Origin of the sequence: Kitasatospora sp. NPDC001540 (genome assembly GCF_042894345.1) — a bacterium.
Lineage (GTDB): Bacteria > Actinomycetota > Actinomycetes > Streptomycetales > Streptomycetaceae > Kitasatospora > Kitasatospora phosalacinea_C.
Genome location: NZ_JBIAVO010000032.1, coordinates 1 through 20,478 on the forward strand (window position 1 = coordinate 1; position 20,478 = coordinate 20,478).

Sequence of the window (20,478 nt, forward strand, 5' to 3'; positions counted from 1 at the left end):
TGGCACCACCCCCGATCCGGCAGCCGCCCCGGAACTGCAGCCGACCCCACGATCGAGCGATGCCGAACCATTAAAAACAGGACTTAACGCCCTCTTACGGCCGATTCCGCCGATGCGGGGGCTGCGCCGTCCGCGGCGCCGTCTCATCGCGGTCGACCCCGGTGCGTCATCGGCGCAGGACGAGGTAGCGGGCGCTGAGCCAGAGGCTGACGAATCCGATGACGTTGCCCACCGCCATCAGCTTCGCCAGGTCTCGGGCGTCCACGGGCCCGGGTATGAGGAAGGCGACGGCCAGCATCACCGCGAAGTACACGAGGTTCAGCAGGAAGGCCACTCCCGCGCGGCCGATCTGTTCCAGGTAGCTGAGCAGCGCGAGGGAGCCACCGAAGAGCACGAGGGTGGGACCGACCCAGGTGAAGTACCCGGCTGCGACGGAAGCCGCGGCCCGGTCCGTGGTCAGGGCCTCGGTGACCGGCTCGCGCAGGAGGAAAGCCGCCGCACCGAGCAGGAGGTACGGGGGTAGCGAGAGCCGCAGGGCGATGATCAAACCGGTGTGGTTGAGGGCTCGCCGACTCTCGCCCGGTTGGAGGGTGACAGCGATCGCGGCGCCGGAGCCGACGGCCACCGCGACGACCGTCAGCAGGCCGACGACCATCTGTCCGAGGGAGAATCCCGCGATCTCGGTAGGGCCGGACCCGTGCAGTACCCGCAAGTAGCCGAAGGTCACTGTGGACAGCAACAGGAAGGTGCCCGCCACCGGCGCTCCGAGGCTCAGGAGTTCGCGTGCCGCCGCCCGGTCACCGGCCAGCGCGGGCCGGGCGACCTGCTTCCTCCTGAGGACGATCGCAGCAACTGCACCGGCGATCGCGGTGGCGGGCAGTCCTCCGATCGGCACCGCCAGCACACCGAGCCGTGTGACTGCGTGGAGCACGATCGTTCCGGCGATGGACAGCGCGGTGAACAGCACTCCGAGCCAGGCGGCCGGACCGGTGTGGCCCAAGCCGCGCAGAACTCCCGTACAGAGGTAGGGGAACAGCCCGAGCGCGCTGGTCAGAGCGAGAGCCACGATGAAGACCAGCACCGTCCGCCGGGCACCGGGGGCGACCCCGAGCGCGGTCAGGATCGGGCCGGAAGCCGCCAGCGCGACCACCGCTTGCAGGACCAGCAACCCCGCTCCGATGGCGAAGAAGGTCGGTACGGACCTGAGTGCGTCCCGGCTCCGACCACTGCGGGCGGCGATCCCGGCGGAGACCTGAGTGGCCACCACCAGTCCCTCTGTCACTGCCAGCACGAGATAGCCGACGGGTGCGTACACCGAGCGGACGTAGAGCGCCTCCGGACCGAGCCGACCCAGAAATGCCACCGTCCACGCTTGCAGCACCAATCCGGCCACCAGCCCGAGCAGAATGGAGGCGGCGAACCGCCCGGCCGAAATTTCCAGCGAGGCGAGCGCGGGCTCCCGCCGCTCTGCTGCCGCCAAAGATTCCCCCGCCATGGTTCCCCCTCCTGTTGCCCCGATGGCCGCCCGCCGACCACCGGAGATATCGAGGCGGCCGACCGTAGCGGGAAATTTTCAAGATTTCAACAAATGAAATTTCCCCCCCTTGTCGAGATTTGATCCACAATCTTGGCGACCACCGGGCGATGGGAGCAGCCGCTCAGCCGCCCGCCGGGCAGTGCCCCTCGGCCTGCCCCGCCCCGTCCACCACCAACACCCCAACCGCGGCGAACTCCCTTTCAGGGCACCACTCGTTGGGGGCATCCACCGGCGTGTCCCGGTGTCGCTCCCCGATCGGGTGCGTTGTGCTGGACGGCGTCCCACGCCCCTGCGCGGTCACCCGACCGGTCCCGCCCGTTCAACGGAGGTATCCATGTCCACCACTGCTGTCTTCACTGTCGAGGGAATGAGCTGCGGCCACTGCGAGCGGACCGTCACCGCCGGATTGACCGCACTGAGCGGAGTCACCCACGTCACCGCCGATGCGAAGGCCGGTCGGGTGACCGTCGAATCCACCGAGCCCCTGCAGGACGACCAGATCCGCTCGGCCGTCACCGACGCCGGTTTCGCACTGGTCGGCCGGGCCTGAGCCATTGACGGGCCACCAGTTGTCGGAACCAGTGCTGCGGCCACCGACTGCGGGAACTCACCGATCCCCCTCCTCCTTCGCACCACGGCCCGCCCCTTCCCTCCCACGTCCCCTCTCCGCACTCTTCATCGCCGCCACGCGATTCGATTAATCGCCCCTGGATCAAAAATCCAAGCATTCGCTCTATCGGGCGATTTTGCGTAACCCGCGCCCGGGTGGTCTCCGCGCTTCAGCCGACCGCCCGGGCGCAGGCCTGCCACGGCAGCTCCTCACGTGTTCGCGAAGCCTTTGCCCGGAGCGGAACTTCAGGGACCGCGAGGCCTCGAACACCTGCCGACGCGCGAACAAGACAGCTGACGGCACCCTGTCCGCCCGGCCGGAGAACCACTTTCCCAAATAATAATTTGCAGGCGATCCGGTGGCCCTCCTACTCTTTGGCCATCGACGGCGGCCGACGGGTCCCGTTGCGGTCCCGCCGGGTGCTCCCGGCAGGTTTCCGAGGTCTCGTAGTGCCTTGTTCCGAGAGGAGTTCCGCGGTGGTTCCGATAATCCACAGCCGTTCCGTGGCGCTCCCGATCACCGGTCTTTGTTGCAGGTCCCTTCCCGCGCAGTAGCTGCGGCGGACCGCCACGATCGGGTTCGGCGCCTCCCGCTCCCTTTCCCGGAGGCACTGTGATCTTCCGTCCGATCGTCCTGCAGGAACTCAACTCCGTGCTGGCCCAGGTTCAGCCAGACCCGTCCACCGCGGTCTCGGCAGACACGGTCCGCGCCCGCCTGGCCGACGGCGAGTACCGCCCCGGCTGGATCTGGGTGGCGGAACCCGGCCCTGGCCAGGCACCTCTGGCCGTCGCCATCTGGTGGGGCAGCCCCGCCGACGCCCATCCGAGCCATCTGGACGCCCTGTTCGCCCGGTCCGATCCGCTGTGGGCCCTCAGCGGCCCCCGTCGGAGAGCGTCTTCGTCGTCCCGGCCGCTCACCGATCCGCGCTGTGCAGTCGCGGCCGCACTGCTCACGGCCGCACACCAGGTGTTCGCCGCCAACGGGCTGGTACCGGCGCCCGATTACCACCTCTTCCTGCCGTCCGACTGGCGTGACCGCCCGGAGGTCGCCGCTTCGGTCGCCTGGCGCCGCAGGGCGGCCGAAGCCGCCGGCCTGCGGCTCACCGCCGAACGGCTCCGCTTCGAGCGCACGACGGACCGGCCCGTTCCCACCCTGTCGGACCGGCTGTCCTTCGCTCCGGAACCGGATGACGAAGTCTTCGTCGACCTCTTCCGCCGTTCCCTGCCGAAGAGCCTGGATGTGATGTCCATTCGCGAAGCACTGCTCGTCGGCGCGGAGACTCACGCCCGGAGCGAGGTCGCGTTCCACCACTGGGAGATGCGCGGCCGACGCTCCTGGTGGCGGATAGCGCGAACCGCAGCGGGGCAGGTGGTCGGTTTCGCCATCCCCTCGCACAACTCCGTCGTTCCGGTGGTCGGGTACCTCGGGGTCCTGCCCGAGTTCCGGGGCCGGGGTTTCGCAGCGGAGATCCTCGCCGAGAGCACTCGGATCCTGGCCGCCGAGACCCGAGCCGGTGTGATCCGGGCCGAAACCGATCTCTCGAACCATCCAGCGGTCGCCGCCCTCGAGCTGGTCGGCTACCGCGACGGCACCCGCCGGTTGGTCTTCTCCGCCACCTGACCCGTCCCCTCGAGAGGAGAACCTCCCATCAGGTACGACTTCCAGCACAGCACCCAACCTGCCGCCCGAACCGCCTCAGCCCACCGAGAAGGCTCCACTCGGAGGCGGTGGCGAGTCCTGGGCCGTCGCATCCGTGATCGGTTCCGCCGCCCGCTCCGGCGTTTCCGTCAGCCTGGCGGGGAACGGATCGGAGGCGAGCAGTCGGGTCAGCTCACCGGTGGGGAGTGGCACGTCGGACCCGATCAGCAGCACGTTCCCGTAACGCCGTCCCCGCAGCACCGCGGGCTCGGCCACCAGGCAGACGTGGGCGAACACGGCGGCGACCGTGGCGGTCTGGGCCTTGGCGAAGGCGAGCGGCGGGCCGTCCGCCAGGTTCGCCGCGTAGCAACCCCCGGGACGGAGCACGGCGGCTGCCAGCCGCACGAACTCGACGCTGGTGAGGTGCGCCGGTGTCCGCGAGCCCCGGAACACGTCAGCCACCACCACGTCAACACTGGCGGGCGCCACGGCTGCGAGCGCGGCGCGGGCGTCCCCCACCGTCACGTCGATGCCGGACGGCCAGGGGAGGTGCTCGGCGACGAACTCGGTCAGCGGGCCGTCCAGTTCGACCACCTGCTGCTGCGAGCCCGGCCGGGTCTCCGCCAGGTAGCGGGGCAGGGTGAGCCCACCGCCGCCCAGGTGCAAAACCTCCAACGGCTCGCCGGGGTCCGCGACCACGTCCAGCAGGTGCGCGATCCGTTGCACGTACTCGAACTCGAGGTGCGTCGGGTCCTGAAGGTCGACGTACGACTGCGGAGTCCCGTCGAGGGTGAGCAGCCAGCCGCCGTCGAGGTCGATGTCGGGCATCAACTTGGCGGTTCCCAGCGCCACCCGGCGCTCCACCGGTCGCGGTTCCGCCCCGTCGGCAGCGATGCCGCTCATCGGGCCGGCCTCCGCGGGGTGACGGGGCGAAGAACGATCGACGAAGGGGCAGCCATGCGGGCAGCTTAGGCCCCACCAGGGCAGTCTTCCCAAACGGAGGCGACTACCGACCGGTATGGTCGCTGGGTGTACCGCCCGGGGTGGGCCCGGGCGGCGCGGCGGAACGGGAAATGGGTGTGGCTGGCGTGGAATTCCGTGAAGACATCCTCGGCGCCCCGTACGAGGCGGCGGAGCTTCCGCTGCTCCCGGACGAGGAGGGGGAGGTCAGCGCGACCCTGGTCCGCCGGCTGGTCGAAGGGTCCCGTCAGGCCGTGCTGTACCTGCACGGCTACAACGACTACTTCTTCCAGACCCATCTGGCGGACCACTTCACGGCCGCGGGTTTCTCCTTCTACGCGTTGGACCTCCGCAAGTACGGCAGGTCGCTCCGTCCGCACCACTCCCCCAACTTCGTCAAGGACCTCGTCGCGTACGACGAGGAGTTGGACGAGGCGGTCCGCGTCATCCGGGAGCTCGACGGCCACACCCGGCTCCTGGTGAACGGACACTCGACGGGCGGGCTGGTGGCTGCCCTGTGGGCCGCCCGTCGGGCCGGACACGGGGTGGTGGACGGCCTGTTCCTCAACAGTCCCTTCCTCTCGATGCCCGCGGCCCTGGCTGTGCGGACCCTCGGCGCTCCCGCTCTCGACGCCATCGGGCGGGCCGCACCCACGCGAAGGCTGCCCGCACCGCTCAACCCGCACTACGTCCACAGTCTCCACCGGAGCCATCGCGGCAGTTGGGAGTTCGACCTGGCTCTGAAACCGGCCGAGGGTTTCCCGTTGTTCGCGGGATGGCTGGCGGCGATCCAGCGCGGTCACCGGCAGGTGCGCCGCGGGCTCCCGATCGACTGCCCGGTCCTGCTGATGGCTTCGACCGCCTCCACCGTCACCAACCGGTGGGACCCGGCCCTGACGCGCACCGACGCGGTGCTGCGCGCCGACGACATCGCCGCGCTCGCGCCGCGCCTGGGGCGCCATGTCACCACCGTCCGGATCGAGGGCGGCTTGCACGACCTGGTGCTGTCGGCCGACCCGGTTCGGGCCGAGGTGTTCGCCGAGCTGGATCGCTGGACGGCTGCGTACTTCCCCGCTCCCTGACCCCGTCCGAAGGCCCCGGCGCGGGCGGAGGGAACGAAGCCCGGCACTCCGGGCCCGCGATTGCTCAGGACTCGAGCCGGTGGCGCTTTCGACGGCTGCCCGGCAGGTCGGGGCTCCCCTCAGTGCCCCGGAGAACGGACACCACGCCGAGCCCGGCAGCGCTGACGGGCACGGCGAGCAGGGCACCGATGATTCCGGCGATCCCTGCCCCGGCCACCACCGCGATCATGATGGTGGCCGGGTGGAGCTCGACGGTCCGACTCTGGATGAGGGGTTGCAGGATGTTCCCCTCGATCGCCTGCACCGCCAACACCACTCCGAGGGCCCACAAGGCAGTACCCAATCCGCCGTTCGCGAGGGCCACCAGGACGGCCACCGTTCCCGAGAGAAAGGCACCGACGAAAGGGATGTAAGCACCCATGAAGACGAGCGCGCCGAGCCCGGCCGCACCGGGGACGCCCAGGACCAGCAGCCCGATGGAGATGAACGTGGCATCGATCAGTGCGATCAGGGTGGTGCCCCGCATGAAGCCCGCCATCGCGGTGAACGCCTGCTGACCGCACGCGATCACCGTCTCGGAGTGCCGACCGGGGATCAGCTCGCGCATCGCGTCGCCGAAGCGGTGCCCGTCCCGGAGGAAGAAGAAGACCAGCGCAAGGGAGAGCACCCCTCCGGTCAGCAGTTGGGTGACCAGTCCCAGGCCGGACAGGACGCCGTTGGCGAGCGAGTCCACCAGGGTGCTCCCGGAGCCGGAACTCTCCTTCAGCGCGTACTGGATCTTGTCTCCGACCGGGCCCAGCCAGGAGGCGATGCGGTCGCCCGCCTGCTGGAGTCCTGAAGCGATCTGCGGTGCGCTGTTCACCAGGGAATTGACCAGCAGCGCGATCCCGCCGGTGACCGCCAGCACCAGGATCGCGCAGGTCAGCCCGGCTGCAGCACCTCGTTTGACACCACGGCGCACCAGCCAGGGCATCACCGGGTAGAGCAGGGCCGTGGCCAGCAGCGCGATCACCATCGGGATCGTCGCGGCCCGCAGTTCCACCACCACGAAGACGGCGAACGCGGCCACGGTGATGAAGAGGATCACCGCGGCCGACCAGGCCGCGGCCGACCGGACCGACACCGGGAGCAGTTGGGACGGCCGCCGGTCGTCCAGGTCCGCGCCGGTCGCGCTCGTCACGGCAACAGCTCCTGACGCAGCACCGCCTCCCGAGGAGGGATCCCCACTTGATGTTCCCTGCAGCCCTGCTCCGGTTCCTTCTCCGGCTCCGCCCCTCGAAGGTGTGGCCGGGACCGGACGGTCGCCCCGGTCCTGCGGATCCGGGGAGTCCTCTGCCGTCACCGCCACCTCCGCAGCCGACACACCGTCATGATCGACTCATTCCAACAGATGACGGCCCGGCCGACGGGGAAAGGCGGCAGGCGTGGCGTGGCGCCCGGGTCGACCGTCCCGCCCCCGGCGGGTCAGGCCCGGTGCCGGTCGATCGTCCGGCGCAGCAGTGCGATGCGGTTGGAGGTCAACGAGTCCACCCCGAGGTCGAGCATCCGCCGCATGGTACGGCGCAGGTCCACGGTCCAGGTCGCCAGGCCCATCCCGGCGTCGTGGGCGGAGGCCACCAGTCGTTCGTCGACCAGGCCGAAGGGCGGGTTGAGGTAGCTGGGGCGCAGTTCGGCGAGCAACCGCTGCTTGGGCAGTTGGAGGCGGTTCCAGGTCAGGGAGATCTCCGCCTCGGGAGCCAGTTCGCGCACCGCGAGCATGGCGGCGACCGATCCGCAGAAGGCGACCCGGTCCACCGCCCCGAGGTCGCTGACGACCTGCCAGGTAGCGGCGGCGGGACGGGCCTCGTCCAGGTCGATCATCAGTTGCGCGCCGTCCGTGGCGGCAACGGCCTGCAGGGCCTCGGCAAGGGTGGGGATCCGGAGTCCGGGGGTGGCCACTTCCGCCAACTGGTCGAGCGTCACACGGTCGATCCGGCGCTGGTCGTTCCACAGGCGCTCGAGGGTGTGGTCGTGCAGCAGCACGGGCACCCCGTCCCGGGTGAGCTGGACGTCGACCTCGACGGCGTCGGCTCCTGCGGCGAGAGCCGCGCTGACCGCCGGAAGGGTGTTCTCGCGGTGCAGGTACGGGTCACCACGGTGGGCAACGGCGCGCACGCGGCTCTTCAACGGGATCGTCCTCTCGCACGGTCGGGATACTCACAGCACCGGCCGCCTCACCACCGCTCGGCCGCAGACCTCCGCATCCTAAGCGGCGTCAGTTCGCCTCCCGCTCCCGGCTGCCGGTGCCGTCCGAGCGGCCGGGCAGCGGAGCCGGTCCGGGACGGTCCGGGACCGGAGAGAGGGCGAGGAGGGTACGGTCGGGCCCGGCCTCAGCGCCGCTCGATCACGACGTTGGTCGACTTGATCACTGCGGTGGCGGGCGCTCCGGGGACGAGGCCGAGTTCTTCCGCCGAGTCACGGCTGATCAGGGAGACCACTCGGAACGGACCGGCCTGGATCTCCACCTGCGCAGCGACGTCCCCCAGGACGACTGCGGTCACGATCCCGGGGAACCTGTTCCGGGCCGACGAGCGCCCCTCCACCTCGCCGTTCTCCGGACGGGCCAGCTCCCGGGCGAACGCCGCGAGTTCCGCCCCGGCGATGATCCGGTGGCCGTGCTCGTCCCGCGTCGCCGGCAGTCGGCCCGCGTCCACCCACCGCCGCATGGTGTCGGCGCTCACCCCGAGCATCGAGGCAGCCTCGCCGATGCGGTACGGGTGGACGGGCCGGTCGGACATGACCATCGATGCGGCTCCCGGGCGATTCAAGAACGAACTGGCGGACCCCGCCATCCTGCCGTACCGGCACCCGTCCCCGTGCACGCCCCACCACCACCCACCCGGCGGCCGTCCGCTCGGGAACCCCGGGCGCGGGGAACCGACCGCCACTGCGCCGGGACGCACCGCTCGACGACGGAACGGACGCGGCACGGTGGCCTGGCGCCGGAGGGCGGGGCGGCGGTTCGGCCCGGCTGTCGGGGCGTCGACGGCGGCACTCGGCACGGTGCGCCGCAGGCCGTACTGTCAGTCCCCGCCGAACAGTTCCCGCCGCGCGGCGTCCCCAGCGGTCAGAACCGCGCCGGCCAGAACGGCGCCGCCGCCCGCGGTACCAGCCCGCACTTCGGTGGCGAGCGGGGAGATCCGGGAGAGGTGCCGCTCGACCCGGTCCGCCAGTTCCGGTCCTCCGGCCTGCCCGATCTCCCCGCCCAGCACCACGCAGCCCGGGTCGAGCACCACGCAGATCGCGGAGGCTCCGACGGCGATGCGTTGCGCCAGTTCGTCCAGGAAGTCGTCGGCGCCGGTCTCGACGGCCCGGCGGACCACGGCCGCGGCCGCGGGTTCCTGCTCCTCGGCCGCACCGGCGTCCCCGTCCGTGGTCTCGGACCCGGCTGCGAGCCCGTGGCGGGCAGCGAGTTCGCAGATCGCGGCGCTCGACACCATGGAGTGGAAGCCCCCGTCGCACTTCTTGGAGTCGGGGAGTCCGACGGTCCCCGGCACCGGCAGGAAGCCGATCTCGCCGGTGCCGCCGGAGGCGCCGCGACGCAGGCGTCCGTCGAGCACCACGGAGGCGCCCACGCCGTGCCCGAGCCAGATCAGCGCGAAGTCCCGCCGCCCCCGGGCCGCCCCGATGCGGTGCTCGGCGATCCCGGCCAGGTTCACCTCGTTCTCCAGGATCACCTCCGTTCCGGGGCGCGACCGCAGGGCAGCGAGCAGCTTGGCGTGCCACTCGGGCAGCTTGCCGGAGTTGTTGAGCGTGCCCGTCACCGGGTCGACCAGACCGGGCGCGCCGACGGCCACGGTGTGCAGCTCCTTCGCCCCGACCTCGGCCGCGGTGGCGAGCAGCGCCTCGACGGTCTGCTCCACCAGCAGGTCGCCGTCCACCGCCCCGGCCCCGGTCCCGGCCCCCGCCTCGGTGCTCGTCTCGACGCCCGCTTCGGTCCCCGTCCCCACGCCCGTCCCCACGCCCGTTCCGGCGCCCGTCCCCGTACCGGGGGCGAGGGCGGCGATGGTGGCCGTGCCGAGGGTCCGGCCGGTCAGGTCCGCGACCACCAGGCTGACGCCGGTGGCCCTGATGTCGATCCCGGCGAGGTGGGCGCGGTCGGCGACCAGTCCGTACAGGCGGGCGTTGGGGCCGCGGCGCAGTGCGGCGCTCTCGCCCGCGTGGGCGACCAGGCCGCTGCGCTGGAGCCGCTCCAGCAGGTCGGCGACGGTGGGCCGGGACAGTCCGGTCAGTGTGCGCAGGTCGGACGCGGTGAGCGGGCCCCGTTCGAGCAGCAGGTCGAGGGCAAGCCGGTCGTTGATGGCCCGGGCGGTGCTCGGCGTGGCGGTGCGCGCGGTCGTCATGGGCCTGCATCCTTCCAGAGGTTTCTAACAGGCAGGGTCCCTGATAGTTTATTGCCATCCGACCGACCCAAGGGGGAGCCCGGCATGGGCGAGACTCTCAAGGACGTCCAGCGCGCGAGGATGAGCGTGGCGCTGGTCTTCGCCGTCCACGGCGCCGTCACCGGCACCTTCGTCAGCCGCATCCCGTGGATCAAGGAGCACCTGGATCTGAGCCCGGGCCAACTCGGTCTCGCCCTGGTGTTCCCTGCCATCGGTGCGTCGGTGGCGATGCCGCTGGCCGGCCGGATCGTGCACCGCCTGGGCGCCCGGTCGGCGTTGCAGGGCCTGCTGACGCTGTGGTGCCTGTCGCTGGCGTTGCCCGCGCTCTCCCCCCACCTGGTGGTGTTCTGCCTGGCACTGTTCCTCTACGGCGCCACGGCGGGCATGTCGGACGTCGCGATGAACGCGCAGGGCGTCGAGGTGGAGGAGCGGCTCGGCCGGTCGATCATGTCCGGTCTGCACGGCATGTGGAGCGCCGGCGGTCTGGTGGCCTCCGCCTTCGGCGTCCTGGCGGCCCATCAGCACGTGGACGCCCGCGTCCAGTACGCGGTGACCGCCGCGATCCTGGTGGCGCTCGCCCAGGTGGTCTCCCGCGGGGTGCTGGACGTCCGGCCGACCGCCGGTGAGGAGGCCCCGCCGCGGTTCGCCCTGCCGCCGAAGGAAGCGCTGGTCATCGGTCTGGTCGGGTTCTGCGCAGTGTTCGCCGAGGGCGCCTCGATGGACTGGAGCGGCGTCTACCTCCACGACATCACCGGCGCCTCCTCCTCCGTCGCCGCCGCCTGCTTCACCGCCTTCGCCGCGACCATGGCCGCGGCCCGCCTGGCCGGTGACGCGGTCGTCCGCCGGCTCGGCCCGGTGCGCGCCGTCCGGCTGAGCGGCGTGGTCGCCACCGCCGGCGGCCTGCTGGTGGTGTCCGCGAGCAGCCCGTACGTGGCCATCCCGGGCTTCGCCCTGATCGGCATCGGCATCGCCGTGGTCGTTCCGCTCGCGTTCGCCGCCGCGGGTCGGGCGGGCAGCAACCCGAGCCAGTCCATCGCCGGTGTCGCCACCATCACCTACACCTCCGGGCTGGTGGCCCCGGCCGTGGTCGGTGGCATCGCCCAGGCCAGTTCGCTGACCGTCTCCTTCCTCGCGGTCACCCTGCTGGCCGCCGCCCTGATCCCCTCCGCCACGGCGATGCGGCACCGCAGGTCGGTCGACGTCCCCGTGGCGGCCTCCTCCGGCTCCCTGGAGGCAACCCACTGACGGACGGCCGGACAATGGGCGGACGGACGTCCGTCGAGGGGCGCGGGAGGTCAATTCCCGCGCCCCTCGACATGTCCCGCATCTCGGTGCGTCCCGACGCCCCGCCCCACCGCCCCACCGGCTCCCCGCCCCGGCCCCGCCGCACCCGCGTCCACCCACCGCGCCGTCGCCCCGTGTACCGCACCGCCCCGAGGCGTCAGCAGCACAGCGCTCCGGGACGGAAGCGCCGACCCCGGTGGTCTGCGCTTCCGTCCCGCCGTGCGATGCTCCTGGGCATGGCTTCCGTCCCGCGCAACCCGATCGGCGCCCACGTTCCCGTCGCCGGGAAAGGACTGGTGGGTACGGGGCTGGCCTACGCCGAGAAGGTCGGGGCGGAGGCGGTGCAGGTGTTCGTCGCCAATCCGCGCGGGTGGGCCACTCCGGCCGGGAACCCCGCGCACGACCTGGCCTTCCGGACGGCCTGCGCCGAGCGCGGCGTCCCGGCGTACGTGCACGCGCCGTACCTGATCAACTTCGGCTCGGACTCGGCCGCGACCCGGGAGCGCTCCGCCGAGTCGCTGACGCACTCGCTGCACCGCTCGGCCGCGATCGGCGCCCTGGGGACGGTCGTGCACACCGGGTCCGCGCTCTGCGGCACCCGCGCGGAGGCGCTCGCCCAGGTCCGCGAGCAGGTGCTGCCGATCCTGGACGGCCTCGACCGGTACGGCGCCGACGCCCCGTGGCTGCTGCTGGAGCCGACCGCGGGCCAGGGCAGTTCGCTCTGCTCCCGGATGGACGACCTCGCCGCCTACCTGGAGGCCCTCGACCACCACCCGCTGGTCGGCGTCTGCCTGGACACCTGCCACGCCTTCGCCGCCGGGCACGACCTGGCCGCACCGGGCGGGGTCGAGGAACTCTTCGACGCCCTGCACCGGGCGGTCGGCCCCGGCCGACTGCGGCTGATCCACGCCAACGACTCGCAGGACGTCGCGGGTGCCCGCAAGGACCGCCACGAGAACATCGGCGCGGGCCACATCGGCGCAGCCGCGTTCGAGGCGCTGCTCGCGCACCCGGCCACCGAGGGCGTCCCGCTGATCATCGAGACCCCGGACGGCCGCCACGACCCCGACCGGGTCGAGGGCGCCCGCCAATCCGCCGACATCGCCCTGCTCAAGCGGCTGCGCCGCCCCGCCTCCTGAACCGCCCTCCCGCAGCCGCCCCGCGCCGGTTAAGCTCCCCGGGTGTCTGCCCCACAGCCGATAGGCGCGTCCACCTCCGCCTCCGACGCCTCCGACGCCACTGACGCCACCGACCCCGCCGTGGAGCCGATCCCGATCCCGCCCTTGCACCGCCCGCACCGCCGGGCGCTGCTGCGCCTCGGCGCGCTGCTCGTGCTGCTCGCCGCAGCCGCGGCCTCGCTACTGCTGTGGGACCCGTCCGCCGTCCTGTCGGCCGCCTCGGGCCCGTGGCGGATACCGGTCGCGCTCTCGGTGTACGCCTTCGGTTCGGTGGCCTTCCTGCCCCGTCCGGCGCTGAACGCGGGCATGGGGGTGCTCTTCGGTTCGCTGTGGGGCGTGCCGCTGGCGGTCGCCGGATCGGCGGTCGGCGCGGCGGCGGCGTTCGCGCTCGGGCGCTGGCTGGGGCGCGAGGCGCTGCGGCCGCTGGTGCGCGGCAAGGTGCTGACGGAGATCGACCGGCGGCTGTCCGAGCAGGGCTTCCGCAGCGTGCTGCTGGTGCGGCTGTTCCCGGGCGCGCCGTTCCAGGCCGGCAACCTGGCGTGCGCGTTCTCGGGCGTGCGGTTCTGGCCGTACCTGGCGGGCACCGTCCTCGGCGTGGTGCCGACCACCACCGCGTACGTGGTCGCGGGGGCGAGCGCGAGTTCGCCCACCTCACCGGCCTTCCTGGTCTCCGCCGCGGTGATCGCCGCGATGTGCGTGTTCAGCGCCGTCTCGCTGTGGCGCGCCCGTCCGCGCCGCTCCGGCTGACGCTCCGCCGCAGCGGCCCGGCCGTACCGACCGGGTCGGGACGGCGGGTCCCCCGTCGGCCGGTGCCCCACGCAGGTGGGAGCGACGAGCCGACGCGGGTGGAGCGCGGCCTAGCGTTCCACGGCGGGCGACCACTCGCCGAGCGACCACAGCACCGCCGTGTTGGCGACCATCACGGCACCGAGTCCGAGCGCCCACTCGGGGTGTCCGCCGAGCGCCAGCAGGGCGACCGAGCCGCCCCAGATCAGCAGTTGCACCCCGTACCAGAGCGCCGACGAGTTCCGGACCGGCCGTCGGGGGGCCGCGTAGCGTCCCCAGAGCACGACCGCGAGCGCGACCAGCGCCAGGGCGATCAGCGCCCGCAGCACGACCGGGCCGTCCGGCCACGCCCCGTACCCACCGACCGCCAGGGCCACCAGCGAGGCCAGTTCCAGCAGCAGCCGCAGCATCAACTGGGTCCCCGTCATCACCTTGCGCACGCCCGCCCCTGCCCGTTCCCCCGCCGCACCATCCGATGATCCGCCCTTCCTACCACGCCGACGGTCGCACCCGAACCCCCTGCGCCCGCCCGGCCACCGGGCGAACCGCCGGACCGGCGGGCCGGAAAAGGGCTCGCCCGCCACGACCGGCCTGCCCCACCATGTCCGCATGACGAACACGCGTCCGGCCACCGTCCGCACCAGCCCGCCCTTCGCCGCCGACGAGGCGACCATGCTCGGCGCCTGGCTGGACTTCCACCGCGCCACGCTCGCCCTCAAGTGCGAGGGCCTGAGCGCCGAGCAACTCCGGGAGCGGGCCTGTCCGCCGTCCTCGCTCTCCCTGCTCGGGCTGGTGCGGCACATGGCGGAGGTGGAGCGCCACTGGTTCCGCCAGGTGCTGTCCGGTCAGGTCCTGGACCCGTCCGGCCGCTACTGGACGGAGGAGTTCCCGGACGGCGACTTCGACCTGGTGGACGGGGCCGACCCGGTCGCCGACACGGCGGCCTGGCAGGAGGAGGTGGCGTTCGCCCGCTCCGTCGTCCAGGGCGTGTCGCTGGACACGGTCAGCGCGGGCCGCTGGCACGACAGCGAGGTGACGCTCCGTTGGATCCTGGTGCACATGATCGAGGAGTACGCCCGCCACAACGGCCACGCCGACCTGCTCCGGGAGCGGATCGACGGCTCCACCGGCGAGTGACCCCGGCGCCCCTCTAAACCGGGCGCCCCTCGGACGCGGACGCGCCCGACCGTAGACACCGGGCCCGCAGGCGCCCGCCCCCGGGTGCGCGCCCCGCGGCGGAGACCCGCCACCCCGGAGCGAAGCCGTTACATGATTGTTGACAGTGAGTCAACTAGCGTCCGGGTAGCACCGATAGGGTCGTCGCACGCAACCGTTCGCGGTGCGGTCACGTCATTGCGGGTATGCGGACAACCACGGTTGTCCTCCCGCGCCACAACCCGTGCGGTGGGTACAAGCGGGCACATCTGCGGTGATCAGTGCGATACTCGGACAGTTCCAACAAGTGGATGACGTGTCAAAACGACCCGTCGTCCCCCGGGGGACGAGTACGGAACGAGACAGGGAGGCGCGGCTAATGGGAGCACTTCGCGACGAGCACCACAACGGGTGGCTGATGCCTTCCGGCAGCTACCCGGCCGCGATGTACGAGGAACCCTGGGAGGGCGAGGAGACACTGCCGAGCGTCCAGACCGGCCCCTCCAAGATCGTCTCGCTCCGTCCGACCGGCTTCGAGGCCGCCCGCACCGTCGGCGAGCACATCCGCGCCTCCGTCCCGGTGGTCATGGACCTCACGGAGATGGACGACGCCGAGGCCAAGCGGATGGTCGACTTCGCCTCCGGCCTGATCTTCGGCACCCGCGGCGGCATCGAGCGGATCGCCCGCCGGGTCTTCCTGCTCACCCCGGCCGACGTCGAGGTGACGGTCATCGACCGTCCGCTCGACGACTCGGGCTTCTACAACCAGAGCTGACGCCCCGCCCACCGGGACCACCCCCGCCCACCCCCGCACGCCCACGGACCCCGCGCCCCGCGCGGGGTCCTTCGGCATGCCCGGAGCCAACCGGTGCGCCACCCGGCGACGCCCGCCCCACCCACCCCACCAGCTGAGACGCTCAGCGAAATTTTGAGACATCCATGTCTCATTTGCGCTATCCTCATCTCATGGCAACCGACCGCGACTCCGTCCTGGAGGCGGCCGTGGGCATCCTGTCCCGGCGCCCCACGGCCCATCTCGACGAGATCGCCCGCGCCGCCGGCATCAGCCGCGCCACGCTGCACCGGATCTTCCCGGGCCGCGAGGCGCTGATCCTGGAGGTGGGCGCCCTCGGCCTGCGCCGCTTCTCCGCCGCGCTCGACACAGCGCGGGTGGAGGAGGGCAACGCCGAGGCCGCACTGCGCCGTCTGGTGGACGCGGTGGTGCCGGATGCCGCGCTGTGCGCCTTCCTCGCCGGGGAGAACCAGCTGTACGACCACGAGGAGATCAACGACCTCTGGGAGCTCCAGGACGCCCGGGTCCGCGCGCTGTTCCTGCGCGGGCAGCAGGAGGGGGTGTTCCGGATCGAGCTCTCGGCCGCCTGGCTGAGCGAGGCGTTCTTCGACCTGGTGGCCGGCATCGGCTGGGCCGTGCAGGAGGGCCGACTCGCACCCCGCGAAAGCGCGTTCTCGCTCGCCGAGCTGTTCCTCGGCGGTGCTCTACGGAGAGCTGATACCCCATGAGTTCCACCCCCGTCGCCGTCCGGTCCGTTCACCGCTGGGCCGGTCTCGGCGTCCTCGTGCTCGCCGTCACCCTGGTGGCGGTGGACGCGACGGTGCTCTCCCTCGCCATCCCCTCGATCACCGAGACCCTCCGTCCGTCCGGCGCCCAGTTGCTCTGGATCGGCGACGTCTACTCCTTCGTGCTGGCCGGCCTGCTGGTGTCGATGGGCGCGCTCAGCGACCGGCTGGGCCGCAAGCGGGTGCTGCTGGCGGGCTCGACCGCGTTCGGCGCTGCCTCGCTGCTGGCGGCGTACGCGCCGGGCCCGGGGTGGCTGGTGGTGGCCCGGGCGCTGCTGGGCGTGGCGGGCGCGACGATCATGCCGTCCACGCTGTCGCTGATCCGCACGCTGTTCCCGGACGCGAAGGAGCGGGCCACCGCGATCGGCGTCTGGGGCGCGGGCGCGGCGGCCGGTGCGGCGCTGGGCCCGCTGGTGGGCGGCGTGCTGCTGGAGCACTTCTGGTGGGGGTCGGTGTTCCTGCTGAACCTGCCGGTGATGGTGCTGCTGCTGGTGCTCGGGGCCTGGCTGCTGCCGGAGTCCCGCGATCCGCGCCCGGGCCGGTGGGACGTGCTGAGCGTGCTGCTGTCGATGGCCGGCGTGATCGGCCTGGTGTACGGCGTCAAGGAGTTCGCCGTGCACGGCCCGGAGCGGTGGACGACCCCGCTGGTGTTCGCGCTGGGCGCGGCCGCGCTGGCGGTGTTCGTGCGGCGCCAGTTGCGCCTGGAGACGCCGCTGCTGGACGTCCGGCTGTTCCGGGACGCGCGCTTCACCGCGGCGGTGCTGTCCTCGCTGATCTGCCTGATCGGCCTGTCCGGCGTGATCTTCTTCATGTCGCAGTACCTGCAGCTGGTCCGCGGCTACTCCCCGCTGCACGCGGGCTTCGCCGAGATGCCGGCCTTCGTCGGCTCGGTGGCGGGCGGTCTGCTGACGGCCCGGCTGGTGCGGCGCGCGGGGGCCCGCCGGGTGCTGACGGCGGGCCTGTTCGTGATGGGCCTGGGCATCGGCGTGCTGGGTTTCGTCCGGGTGGACAGCGCCTACCTGTTGCTCGGCTCGTCCTTCCTGGCGCTGGGCACCGCCGAGGGCGTGGTGTACACGCTCTCCTCGGACCTGGTACTGGGTGCCGCCCCGGCCGCCAAGGCGGGTGCCGCCTCGGCGGTGTCGGAGACGGCGTACGAGTTGGGCGCGGCGCTGGGCATCGCGCTGGTCGGCTCGGTCGTGACGGCCCTGTACGCGGGGTCGCTGTCCGTCCCGGCGGGCGTCGACCCGGCGCTCGCCGAACAGGCGGCCCAGTCGCTGGGCGGCGCCCGGGAGTCCGCGGCCGCCCTCCCGGCGGGCCCGGCCGGGGAGTTGCTCGCCGGTGCGAACGACGCCTTCGTGCACGGCGTCACGGTCGCGGCCTGGGGCTCGGCGGCCCTGCTGCTGGCGGCCGCCGCCCTGGCCCACCGCCTGCTGCGCCACCGACCCGCCCCCACCGATGCCAACGCCACCAGCACCGAGGCACCGGTCAAGGAGCCCGCCCACCACTGATGATCCCCCGCCAGGTACGCCACCAGCCGGTCGGTGTCCTGCCGCGCCCGCGCCCCCGGCGACCACCGCAGCGGTGCACCCCTGCCGTACGGATCACGCCGTACGGATCCTGCCGTCCGCCCCGCCGGTCCGATGAACCGTCCCGCTCCCCCAATGGCGCAGCGCCGCTGGCCCCGGGTGGCGCGGCGCTCCGACGATGGGGGCGTACGACGGAGGCGGACGTCCGGTGCCGCATGTCCGGGGGCGGGCCGTGGGCCCGCCGGAACGACCGCGGCGTGCACGGGCCCGGCGCGGTTCTGAGCGAAAGGGTGCATCGCGATGCGAGACGCGGAGCGGAACGGTTCGGGCCGGGGGCTGGTCCGGCAGGGTCCGGTGGGGCCGCCGCGGCGCCCGGAGCGGCGCCCGGTGCGGCGCGGCCTGCGGGTGTCGCTGGCGGTGGCCGGTGCGGTCGCCGGGATCGCGGTGGTCGCGGCCTGCGGCGGCAGTTCGGGCGAGAACGCGGTGCAGGCGGCGCTGTCCACCTTCACGGTGGGCCCGCCGGAGACGGCGAGCTTCTCCGGCGAGCCGCCGTCCGCCTTCGCGTCCGCGCACGAGTCGGCGCTGGCCTCGGTGTCGGCCGCGCAGGCGTCCGCCTCGGAGCGCGCCGCCTCCTTCGAGGCCTCGGTGAACGCCCAGCTGGGGGCCGCCCGGGCGAAGGCCGCGGAGGTGCTGGCGAACGTCCCGGACTCGGGCAACGCCTCGTCGGACGTGACGCTGACCGGGGTGCCGAACGCGACCGCGGGCGACCTGAACGCGGCGATCGTCACGATCACCAACAGCACGCTGGACACCCGCTCCTACGCGATCCAGGTCGACTTCACCGACCACAGCGGCAAGAGCGTGGACAGCCAGGCGGTCGGCGTGGAGAACCTGGCGGCGGGCGCGACCGCCAACCCGGTGGTGTTCAGCAAGGTGCGGGACCAGAACCTGATTCCGGTGGTGGTGCGGGCCTACCGCTACTGACCCGCCCCGCGCCGAGGCGCCCGCCCGCTCAGCAGGTACCGAGCGTGCGGGCGCCTCCGTGTCGCGGTCCTTCCGCCGCGGGGCGGGCGTTCAGTTGACGGACCGGAGGATGACGTCCTCGTAGTCCCAGGCCGGGTCCTCCGCGTCCTGCGGCCACTCCCCCGCGGCCACCGCTCCCTCCGCCACGCCGACGGCGTCAGCGGCGTCGGCTGCGTCGACGGCGTCAACGGCGTCAACGGCGGCGGGCTCGGCGAACACGTCCGCGAGGTCGGTGCGGCCGGTGCCGGTGAGGCGCAGGTCGGTCGTCCGGAGTTCGGTCTGCTCGGCGATTCGTCCACTCTGCATGTCCATGGGTCCATAGTGGTTCGGCTCGCGGGCGGCGGCCCGGTACCCGGCCGCACAGCCCCCCGATCGGGTGTACGGGTGGTACCTGCCTCCCCGTTCCGGCGGGTCGCCACCCGGTCGGCGGTGCGGACAACCCGTGCGCGCGACCCGGCTGGCCGGGACCGGGGCGCGACCTTAGCTTCGAGGCGGCGGGCGTGCCGCATGCCGTCCGCGACCGCGACTTCCGGAAGCCGGCTGCTCTTCGATGACTGTTCTCCTCGCTCCGACGCGCCCGCTGGTCCGGGCCGCCGTCGCCCTGCTGTCCTGCACCGTCTCGGTGCCCCTCGCGCTGACCGCCGCCCCGGCGGCCGCCGCCCCCACCGGTCCGACCGTCTACCGGGTCGCGCCGGGCGCTTCCGTGCAGGCCGCCCTGGACGCGGCCGCCCCGGGCGACGTGGTGGAGCTCGCCGCGGGCCGCTACCCGGGCAGCGTGACGCTCGCCACCGACGGCGTGACCCTGCGCGGCCAGGGCGCCGGCACCGTCCTGGTGCCCGACCCGGCCGACCGGAGCGCCTGCGCGCGGGCCGGCAACGGCGTGTGCGTGACCGGCAGTTCGGACGACCAGGGGGTGCCGGTGCGGACGCTGTCGGGGGCGGTGGTGGAGTCGCTGACGGTGGCGGGCTTCCCCCGCAACGGGATCGGCGCGGCCGTCACCGACCGGCTGACGGTGCGTCGGGTCGCCGTGCACGACAACGGCATGCAGGGCATCAGCGTCGAGATGTCGACCCGTACGGTGCTGACCGACAACGAGGCCCGGGACAACGGCCAGGCGGGGATCTTCGTCGCCAACTGGTACGACCGCAAGGGCGGCGCGCTGGAGACCCGGGGCACCGAGGTGTCCGAGAACCGGCTGTCCGGCAACCGGATCGGGCTGCAGCTGCGCCGGGTCCGCGGCCTGACGGTGGAGGCCAACCTGGCGTACGGGAACTGCGGCGGCGTGTTCGTGGTCGGTGACGACGGGGTGCCGCGGGCCGGGGCGCTGACCGTACGGGACAACGTGGTGCGGGCGAACAACCGGTACTGCCCGCCGATCCCGCGGCTGGACTCCGTCCAGGGCACCGGCATCCTGCTGACCGGCACCGAGGACGTCACCGTCTCCGGCAACCAGGTCAGCGACCACTCCGGGACGTCGCCGATGTCCGGCGGCGTCGTGCTGTACCCGAGCGTGGTCGGCGCGCCCAACGCGCGGGCCACCGTCACCGGCAACGCGCTGCGCGACAACCTGCCCGCCGACCTCGCCGACCGGGACCCGCGCGGCACCGGCAACGCGTTCACCGGCAACGCCTGCCGCACCTCCGAGCCGACCGGCCCGTGCTGACGCCCCGTTCCCCCGGGCACTCCTGACCGACCTCCGA

The 20,478-nt window shown here is 72.7% G+C and carries 20 protein-coding genes; 12 read left to right on the forward strand and 8 right to left on the reverse strand.

What is annotated here, in order from left to right; all coding sequences use genetic code 11:
* Positions 1-166: 166 nt before the first annotated feature.
* Positions 167-1,495, reverse strand: coding sequence for an MATE family efflux transporter (locus ACFY00_RS29210; protein ID WP_388034711.1), 1,329 nt, complete (start codon positions 1,493-1,495; stop codon positions 167-169).
* A gap of 376 nt (positions 1,496-1,871) precedes the next feature.
* On the opposite strand from ACFY00_RS29210, the gene ACFY00_RS29215 reads away from it, so the two are divergent.
* Complete coding sequence (locus tag ACFY00_RS29215; RefSeq protein WP_388034714.1) at positions 1,872-2,087, forward strand: heavy-metal-associated domain-containing protein; 216 nt, start codon at positions 1,872-1,874, stop codon at positions 2,085-2,087.
* Positions 2,088-2,759: 672 nt separating this feature from the next.
* Complete coding sequence (locus ACFY00_RS29220) at positions 2,760-3,767, forward strand: GNAT family N-acetyltransferase (protein WP_388034717.1); 1,008 nt, start codon at positions 2,760-2,762, stop codon at positions 3,765-3,767.
* 75 nt (positions 3,768-3,842) lie between these two features.
* Here ACFY00_RS29220 and ACFY00_RS29225 read toward each other — a convergent pair whose 3' ends face one another.
* Positions 3,843-4,688 carry a spermidine synthase gene (locus ACFY00_RS29225; protein WP_388034719.1) on the reverse strand — a complete coding sequence of 282 codons (846 nt, stop codon included), beginning with the start codon at positions 4,686-4,688 and terminating at the stop codon, positions 3,843-3,845.
* 185 nt (positions 4,689-4,873) lie between these two features.
* On the opposite strand from ACFY00_RS29225, the gene ACFY00_RS29230 reads away from it, so the two are divergent.
* Positions 4,874-5,827, forward strand: coding sequence for an alpha/beta hydrolase (locus ACFY00_RS29230; protein WP_388034721.1), 954 nt, complete (start codon positions 4,874-4,876; stop codon positions 5,825-5,827).
* Between the two features lie 64 nt (positions 5,828-5,891).
* Here the strand turns inward: ACFY00_RS29230 and ACFY00_RS29235 are convergent, their stop codons facing one another.
* From ACFY00_RS29235 to ACFY00_RS29250, 4 genes are all read right to left on the reverse strand, one after another.
* Positions 5,892-7,007 (reverse strand): AI-2E family transporter, encoded by a 1,116-nt coding sequence (locus tag ACFY00_RS29235; protein WP_388034724.1) that lies wholly within the window; start codon positions 7,005-7,007, stop codon positions 5,892-5,894.
* Positions 7,008-7,291: 284 nt separating this feature from the next.
* Positions 7,292-7,993, reverse strand: a complete 702-nt coding sequence (locus ACFY00_RS29240) for a glycerophosphodiester phosphodiesterase (protein ID WP_388034726.1) — start codon at positions 7,991-7,993, stop codon at positions 7,292-7,294.
* Between the two features lie 203 nt (positions 7,994-8,196).
* Entirely contained in the window at positions 8,197-8,610 is a 414-nt protein-coding gene (locus tag ACFY00_RS29245; protein ID WP_388034729.1) for a molybdopterin-binding protein, read from the reverse strand.
* A gap of 279 nt (positions 8,611-8,889) precedes the next feature.
* Entirely contained in the window at positions 8,890-10,209 is a 1,320-nt protein-coding gene (locus ACFY00_RS29250; RefSeq protein WP_388034731.1) for an ROK family transcriptional regulator, read from the reverse strand.
* A gap of 84 nt (positions 10,210-10,293) precedes the next feature.
* On the opposite strand from ACFY00_RS29250, the gene ACFY00_RS29255 reads away from it, so the two are divergent.
* The 3 genes from ACFY00_RS29255 (at position 10,294) to ACFY00_RS29265 (ending at position 13,457) form a co-directional block, all read left to right on the forward strand.
* Positions 10,294-11,493 carry an MFS transporter gene (locus ACFY00_RS29255; protein ID WP_388034734.1) on the forward strand — a complete coding sequence of 400 codons (1,200 nt, stop codon included), beginning with the start codon at positions 10,294-10,296 and terminating at the stop codon, positions 11,491-11,493.
* 275 nt (positions 11,494-11,768) lie between these two features.
* Positions 11,769-12,671, forward strand: a complete 903-nt coding sequence (locus tag ACFY00_RS29260) for a deoxyribonuclease IV (RefSeq protein ID WP_388034737.1) — start codon at positions 11,769-11,771, stop codon at positions 12,669-12,671.
* Between the two features lie 42 nt (positions 12,672-12,713).
* The gene (locus ACFY00_RS29265) at positions 12,714-13,457 is read left to right on the forward strand and encodes a TVP38/TMEM64 family protein (protein WP_388034739.1); all 744 of its coding nucleotides are present in this window, start codon (positions 12,714-12,716) and stop codon (positions 13,455-13,457) included.
* 110 nt (positions 13,458-13,567) lie between these two features.
* Here ACFY00_RS29265 and ACFY00_RS29270 read toward each other — a convergent pair whose 3' ends face one another.
* Positions 13,568-13,936: a YrdB family protein gene (locus tag ACFY00_RS29270; protein WP_388034742.1), complete on the reverse strand. Its 369-nt coding sequence runs from the start codon at positions 13,934-13,936 to the stop codon at positions 13,568-13,570.
* A 169-nt stretch (positions 13,937-14,105) separates the two neighbouring features.
* Between ACFY00_RS29270 and ACFY00_RS29275 the strand changes: the two genes are divergently transcribed.
* From ACFY00_RS29275 to ACFY00_RS29295, 5 genes are all read left to right on the forward strand, one after another.
* Positions 14,106-14,633, forward strand: coding sequence for a DinB family protein (locus ACFY00_RS29275; protein ID WP_388034744.1), 528 nt, complete (start codon positions 14,106-14,108; stop codon positions 14,631-14,633).
* A 397-nt stretch (positions 14,634-15,030) separates the two neighbouring features.
* A complete protein-coding gene (locus tag ACFY00_RS29280; protein ID WP_388034747.1) occupies positions 15,031-15,426 on the forward strand; it encodes a cell division protein SepF in 396 nt (131 codons plus the stop codon).
* Between the two features lie 191 nt (positions 15,427-15,617).
* Positions 15,618-16,172 (forward strand): TetR/AcrR family transcriptional regulator, encoded by a 555-nt coding sequence (locus ACFY00_RS29285; RefSeq protein WP_388034749.1) that lies wholly within the window; start codon positions 15,618-15,620, stop codon positions 16,170-16,172.
* Positions 16,169-17,737, forward strand: a complete 1,569-nt coding sequence (locus ACFY00_RS29290; protein WP_388034751.1) for an MFS transporter — start codon at positions 16,169-16,171, stop codon at positions 17,735-17,737. Before ACFY00_RS29285 ends, ACFY00_RS29290 begins: the two co-directional genes overlap by 4 nt.
* Before the next feature lie 318 nt (positions 17,738-18,055).
* Positions 18,056-18,739 carry a hypothetical protein gene (locus ACFY00_RS29295; protein ID WP_388034754.1) on the forward strand — a complete coding sequence of 228 codons (684 nt, stop codon included), beginning with the start codon at positions 18,056-18,058 and terminating at the stop codon, positions 18,737-18,739.
* Between the two features lie 90 nt (positions 18,740-18,829).
* Here the strand turns inward: ACFY00_RS29295 and ACFY00_RS29300 are convergent, their stop codons facing one another.
* A complete protein-coding gene (locus ACFY00_RS29300) occupies positions 18,830-19,090 on the reverse strand; it encodes a hypothetical protein (RefSeq protein WP_388034755.1) in 261 nt (86 codons plus the stop codon).
* A gap of 238 nt (positions 19,091-19,328) precedes the next feature.
* Between ACFY00_RS29300 and ACFY00_RS29305 the strand changes: the two genes are divergently transcribed.
* Positions 19,329-20,441 (forward strand): nitrous oxide reductase family maturation protein NosD, encoded by a 1,113-nt coding sequence (locus ACFY00_RS29305; protein WP_388034758.1) that lies wholly within the window; start codon positions 19,329-19,331, stop codon positions 20,439-20,441.
* Positions 20,442-20,478 lie beyond the last annotated feature (37 nt).

What these genes read in the sequence shown, in the direction of transcription:
- ACFY00_RS29210 (WP_388034711.1), bottom strand. Translation starts at nt 1,495, where the DNA reads ATGGCGGGGGAATCTTTGGCGGCAGCAGAGCGGCGGGAGCCCGCGCTC.
- ACFY00_RS29215 (WP_388034714.1), top strand. Translation starts at nt 1,872, where the DNA reads ATGTCCACCACTGCTGTCTTCACTGTCGAGGGAATGAGCTGCGGCCAC.
- ACFY00_RS29225 (WP_388034719.1), bottom strand. Translation starts at nt 4,688, where the DNA reads ATGAGCGGCATCGCTGCCGACGGGGCGGAACCGCGACCGGTGGAGCGC.
- ACFY00_RS29245 (WP_388034729.1), bottom strand. Translation starts at nt 8,610, where the DNA reads ATGGTCATGTCCGACCGGCCCGTCCACCCGTACCGCATCGGCGAGGCT.
- ACFY00_RS29250 (WP_388034731.1), bottom strand. Translation starts at nt 10,209, where the DNA reads ATGACGACCGCGCGCACCGCCACGCCGAGCACCGCCCGGGCCATCAAC.
- ACFY00_RS29255 (WP_388034734.1), top strand. Translation starts at nt 10,294, where the DNA reads ATGGGCGAGACTCTCAAGGACGTCCAGCGCGCGAGGATGAGCGTGGCG.
- ACFY00_RS29260 (WP_388034737.1), top strand. Translation starts at nt 11,769, where the DNA reads ATGGCTTCCGTCCCGCGCAACCCGATCGGCGCCCACGTTCCCGTCGCC.
- ACFY00_RS29275 (WP_388034744.1), top strand. Translation starts at nt 14,106, where the DNA reads ATGACGAACACGCGTCCGGCCACCGTCCGCACCAGCCCGCCCTTCGCC.
- ACFY00_RS29280 (WP_388034747.1), top strand. Translation starts at nt 15,031, where the DNA reads ATGGGAGCACTTCGCGACGAGCACCACAACGGGTGGCTGATGCCTTCC.
- ACFY00_RS29285 (WP_388034749.1), top strand. Translation starts at nt 15,618, where the DNA reads ATGGCAACCGACCGCGACTCCGTCCTGGAGGCGGCCGTGGGCATCCTG.
- ACFY00_RS29290 (WP_388034751.1), top strand. Translation starts at nt 16,169, where the DNA reads ATGAGTTCCACCCCCGTCGCCGTCCGGTCCGTTCACCGCTGGGCCGGT.
- ACFY00_RS29295 (WP_388034754.1), top strand. Translation starts at nt 18,056, where the DNA reads ATGCGAGACGCGGAGCGGAACGGTTCGGGCCGGGGGCTGGTCCGGCAG.
- ACFY00_RS29300 (WP_388034755.1), bottom strand. Translation starts at nt 19,090, where the DNA reads ATGGACATGCAGAGTGGACGAATCGCCGAGCAGACCGAACTCCGGACG.
- ACFY00_RS29305 (WP_388034758.1), top strand. Translation starts at nt 19,329, where the DNA reads ATGACTGTTCTCCTCGCTCCGACGCGCCCGCTGGTCCGGGCCGCCGTC.